At 40.5% G+C, this 5,505-nt stretch carries 4 protein-coding genes; all 4 read left to right on the top strand.

The genetic code is table 11. The annotated features are described in order from the left end of the window. Positions 1–176: 176 nt before the first annotated feature. The 4 genes from HT671_RS10265 to holA all read left to right on the top strand — a co-directional run bounded on the left by HT671_RS10265 (position 177) and on the right by holA (position 5,378). Positions 177–1,520, top strand: coding sequence for a DEAD/DEAH box helicase (locus tag HT671_RS10265; RefSeq protein WP_050208023.1), 1,344 nt, complete (start codon positions 177–179; stop codon positions 1,518–1,520). A 213-nt stretch (positions 1,521–1,733) separates the two neighbouring features. Then, positions 1,734–2,924: a methionine adenosyltransferase gene (metK, locus tag HT671_RS10260; RefSeq protein ID WP_000003909.1), complete on the top strand. Its 1,191-nt coding sequence runs from the start codon at positions 1,734–1,736 to the stop codon at positions 2,922–2,924. Between the two features lie 447 nt (positions 2,925–3,371). Next, on the top strand, positions 3,372–4,307 hold the full coding sequence (locus tag HT671_RS10255; protein ID WP_000255155.1) for a dihydroorotate oxidase: 936 nt from the start codon (positions 3,372–3,374) through the stop codon (positions 4,305–4,307). 33 nt (positions 4,308–4,340) lie between these two features. Beyond that, on the top strand, positions 4,341–5,378 hold the full coding sequence (gene holA, locus HT671_RS10250) for a DNA polymerase III subunit delta (RefSeq protein WP_000879648.1): 1,038 nt from the start codon (positions 4,341–4,343) through the stop codon (positions 5,376–5,378). Positions 5,379–5,505: the final 127 nt, after the last annotated feature.

Genomic DNA, 5,505 nt, shown 5'->3' with positions numbered 1-5,505 from the left:
CGGCTAGTTTCCTAGTTTGATCTTTGATTTTCATTGAGTATGAAAAGAGGTTGGAACCATGAAATTCTAGCCTTTTTATTATTAGAGAAGCTACTGGAAATAGCCTAAATAAGTGAGACTACTGTAATGGAATAAAATATGGTATAATTGATAAGATAGATAGAATAGAGGATATTATGTCATTTACGAAATTTCAATTTAAAAACTATATTAGAGAGGCCTTGGAGGAGTTAAAATTTACAGCTCCAACAGAGGTGCAAGACAAATTGATTCCTATTGTTTTGGCAGGTAGAGATTTGGTTGGAGAATCAAAAACAGGTTCAGGTAAGACTCACACTTTCTTGTTACCGATTTTCCAGCAATTAGATGAAGCTAGCGATAGTGTACAGGCAGTGATTACTGCACCGAGTCGTGAGTTGGCTACTCAAATTTACCAAGCAGCCCGTCAGATTGCTGCCCACTCAGACGTGGAAGTTCGTGTGGTTAATTATGTGGGTGGTACGGATAAGGCTCGTCAGATTGAGAAATTGGCAAGCAATCAGCCTCATATTGTTATTGGAACACCAGGCCGTATTTACGACTTGGTTAAATCCGGTGATTTGGCTATTCACAAGGCCAAGACCTTTGTTGTTGATGAAGCAGACATGACCTTGGATATGGGATTCTTGGAAACTGTTGATAAGATTGCTGGCAGTCTTTCAAAAGACTTGCAATTCATGGTCTTCTCAGCGACTATTCCGCAAAAACTGCAACCATTCTTGAAAAAATACTTATCAAATCCAGTTATGGAGAAAATCAAGACCAAAACGATCATTTCTGATACCATTGATAATTGGTTGATTTCTACTAAGGGACGTGATAAGAATGCTCAAATTTACCAGTTGACTCAGTTGATGCAACCGTATTTGGCAATGATTTTTGTTAACACTAAAACGCGTGCTGATGAATTGCATTCTTACCTGACTGCTCAAGGCTTGAAGGTGGCAAAAATTCATGGGGATATTGCCCCTCGTGAGCGCAAGCGTATCATGAATCAGGTGAAAAATCTGGATTTTGAGTACATTGTCGCAACAGACTTGGCAGCGCGTGGGATTGACATTGAAGGTGTCAGCCATGTCATCAATGATGCCATTCCGCAAGATTTGTCCTTCTTTGTTCATCGAGTTGGTCGTACTGGAAGAAATGGCCTACCAGGCACAGCCATTACCCTTTATCAGCCAAGTGATGACTCGGATATCCGTGAGTTGGAGAAATTGGGAATCAAGTTTACTCCTAAGATGGTCAAAGATGGAGAATTCCAAGATACCTATGACCGTGATCGTCGTGCTAATCGTGAGAAGAAGCAAGATAAGCTTGATATTGAAATGATTGGTCTGGTCAAAAAGAAAAAGAAAAAAGTCAAACCGGGTTATAAGAAGAAAATTCAATGGGCGGTTGATGAAAAGCGCCGCAAAACCAAGCGTGCTGAAAATCGCGCTCGCGGTCGTGCAGAGCGTAAAGCGAAACGCCAAACATTTTAATAGAAATTGTTGGAGTACTGAACTCCAACTTTTTGCTTTATGAGAACGAACTATCTAAACCGAAATATCACATTAAAGACTGCAAATTGCGCTAAAAAATGGTATAATGATAAAGTTATATAGTCCCGATAAGATGGTAGGCATTTATCACTAAGAGTTTTCCTACCAGTACTTTGTAACTCTATAACACTATTTTTAAGGGGGGACATTTTTATGTCAGAACGTAAATTATTCACGTCTGAATCTGTATCTGAGGGGCATCCAGATAAGATTGCAGACCAAATTTCAGATGCGATTTTGGATGCTATTTTAGCAGAGGATCCAGAGGCGCACGTTGCTGCTGAGACAGCTGTCTATACTGGTTCCGTCCACGTTTTTGGTGAAATTTCTACAAATGCCTATGTGGATATTAACCGTGTGGTTCGTGATACCATTGCAGAGATTGGTTATACCAATACAGAATATGGTTTTTCTGCTGAGACAGTGGGAGTTCATCCGTCACTTGTTGAGCAGTCACCAGATATTGCCCAAGGTGTTAACGAAGCCTTGGAGGTTCGTGGAAATGCAGACCAAGATCCACTTGATTTGATCGGTGCTGGAGACCAAGGGCTCATGTTTGGATTTGCAGTGGATGAAACAGAAGAGCTCATGCCATTGCCAATCTCACTCAGTCATAAATTGGTTCGTCGTCTGGCAGAACTTCGTAAATCTGGAGAAATTAGCTATCTCCGTCCAGATGCAAAATCACAAGTTACAGTTGAGTACGATGAAAATGACCGTCCGGTACGTGTAGATACAGTCGTTATTTCTACTCAGCATGATCCAGAGGCTACTAATGAACAAATCCATCAAGATGTGATTGACAAGGTCATCAAAGAAGTTATTCCATCTTCTTATCTCGATGATAAGACAAAATTCTTTATCAATCCGACAGGTCGTTTTGTAATCGGTGGTCCTCAAGGGGACTCAGGTTTGACTGGTCGTAAGATTATTGTAGATACTTATGGTGGCTACTCTCGTCATGGTGGTGGTGCCTTCTCTGGTAAGGATGCGACTAAGGTGGACCGTTCTGCCTCATATGCAGCTCGCTATATTGCCAAGAACTTCGTTGCAGCCGGTCTTGCTAAGAAGGCAGAAGTTCAATTGGCCTACGCTATCGGTGTTGCCCAACCTGTTTCTGTTCGTATCGATACTTTCGGTACAGGAACAGTAGCTGAAAGCAAGCTTGAAAAAGCAGCCCGTCAAATCTTTGACCTTCGCCCTGCAGGAATTATCCAAATGCTGGACCTCAAGCGTCCAATTTACCGTCAAACAGCAGCTTATGGACACATGGGACGTACAGATATTGACCTTCCATGGGAACGTTTGGACAAGGTAGACGCTTTAAAAGAAGCAGTCAAATAAAATCTTAAGAGGGGGACTTCCTCTCTTTTTTATAGTTTTTAACTATACTGGGATACTGTTCTGAAAATCCATTTTGCGAAAGTAGAGATTTACATGTATTTCTTTAAAAATGCCAAAGGTTGAGATTTCTCCTCGTAATAGATAATCATGGAGATATTTCAATCCAAAGTTTTATTCGTTATCACTTGACTATTGCAAGGTTTTCTAGAGCAACAGAGTCATGGAATGGACTCATGGTTGAGATTTCTCCTTGTTGCTTGGACTTCATTCAAAAGTCTGTGACCCAAGTCTTGTTCAAACTTCCAATACACTAGCTGTTTCCATAACATGACTTCTGCACTAGACTTTCTTTTCCGAATAAATAGATAGAACCACAGAATCTAGTAAACCTAGAATTAAAATTATGGTATAATATTAGCAATAAAAAGAATCTGGAGGATTAGAATCATGGTATCAACGAAAACACAAATTGCTGGTTTTGAGTTTGACAATTGCTTGATGAATGCAGCAGGTGTGGCTTGTATGACGATAGAGGAGTTAGAAGAGGTCAAAAACTCAGCGGCAGGAACCTTTGTTACTAAGACAGCAACCTTGGACTTTCGTCAGGGAAATCCTGAGCCACGCTATCAAGATGTCCCACTTGGTTCTATCAATTCTATGGGCTTGCCAAATAAGGGCTTAGACTATTATTTGGATTATCTTTTGGATTTACAGGAAAAAGAGCCAAACCGAACTTTCTTCTTATCTCTGGTTGGAATGTCTCCAGAGGAAACCCATACTATCTTGAAAAAAGTCCAAGAGAGTGATTTTCGTGGTCTGACTGAGCTAAATCTTTCCTGTCCAAATGTTCCAGGTAAACCTCAGATTGCCTATGATTTTGAGACAACAGACCGGATTTTGGCAGAGGTGTTTGCCTACTTCACCAAACCTCTTGGAATTAAATTGCCACCATATTTTGATATTGTTCACTTTGACCAAGCGGCAGCTATTTTCAACAAGTATCCGCTCAAGTTTGTCAACTGCGTTAACTCTATCGGAAACGGCCTCTATATAGAAGACGAATCTGTCGTTATTCGGCCTAAGAATGGTTTTGGTGGAATTGGTGGAGAATACATCAAACCAACTGCTTTAGCTAATGTTCACGCCTTTTATCAACGCTTAAATCCCCAGATCCAAATCATTGGAACAGGTGGCGTGTTGACTGGTCGTGATGCCTTTGAACATATTCTCTGTGGAGCGAGTATGGTGCAGGTGGGAACCACCCTTCACAAAGAAGGCGTCGGTGCCTTTGACCGCATTACCAATGAACTAAAAGCAATCATGGCGGAAAAAGGATACGAGAGCTTAGAAGATTTCCGTGGGAAATTGCGCTATATTGACTAAATTAAATCGAAAAATCAGAAGAAAGGAGAGAAGATGCTAGCCATTGAAGAGAGTCAGAAGTTGACTTTATCAAATTTACCTAGCCTGAGCCTTTTTACAGGGACAGATCAGGGTCAGTTTGAAGTGATGAAGAGTCAAGTATTGAAACAGATTGGCTATGATTCTGCTGATCTCAACTTTGCCTACTTTGATATGAAAGAAGTGGTCTACAAGGATGTGGAACTGGAGTTAGTCAGCCTTCCTTTCTTTGCGGATGAGAAAATCGTGATATTAGACCATTTTGTAGATATCACAACAGCCAAGAAACGCTTTTTAACAGATGATGAACTCAAGTCGTTTGAGGAATACCTTGATAACCCTTCACCAACAACCAAGTTGTTGATCTTTGCGGAAGGAAAGCTGGATAGCAAAAGACGGCTGGTAAAATTACTTAAGCGTGATGCCAAGGTCTTTGATGCAGTAGAAGCCAAAGAACAAGAATTACGCCAGTATTTCCAAAAGTGGAGCCAGAAAGAAGGTCTGCAGTTTACCAATAATTCTTTTGAAAATCTTCTCGTCAAGTCGGGTTTTCAATTTAGCGAAATCCAGAAAAATCTCCTCTTTTTACAGTCCTATAAGGAAGACTCTGTTATCGAGGAAGAGGATATTGTTAACGCAATTCCCAAGACCTTACAGGACAATATTTTTGATTTAACTCAGTTTATTCTGACTAAAAAGATGGATCAGGCGCGCGATTTGGTTAGAGATTTGACCTTGCAAGGTGAAGATGAAATCAAACTGATTGCAGTCATGCTAGGACAATTTCGGACTTTTACTCAGGTGAAGATTTTGGCGGAGTCTGGGCAAACAGAATCTCAGATTGCAAGTAGTCTAGGAAGTTTTCTCGGACGCAATCCTAATCCCTATCAAATCAAGTTTGCGCTGAGAGATTCAAGAGGACTTTCTTTGAGCTTTTTGAAGCAAGTAATTTCCTACTTGATTGAGACAGACTATCAGATTAAGACAGGACTCTATGAAAAAGGTTTCCTTTTTGAAAAGGCACTCTTACAGATTGCTAGTCAGGTCAATTGACATTTGTTGAAACTACAACCCGCGTCAGGATTATCTTGTCGTGGGTTTCTTACTGATTTGCTTATTTTATACTCAATGAAAATCAAAGAGCAAACTAGGAAACTAGCTGCAGGCTGCTCAAAGCACT

Source organism: Streptococcus sp. 2741 (assembly GCF_013276315.1).
In the GTDB taxonomy this organism is placed as follows: domain Bacteria; phylum Bacillota; class Bacilli; order Lactobacillales; family Streptococcaceae; genus Streptococcus; species Streptococcus pseudopneumoniae.
The sequence above is the reverse complement of the archived record's forward strand: the minus strand, read 5'-3'. Positions and strand labels throughout refer to the sequence as shown.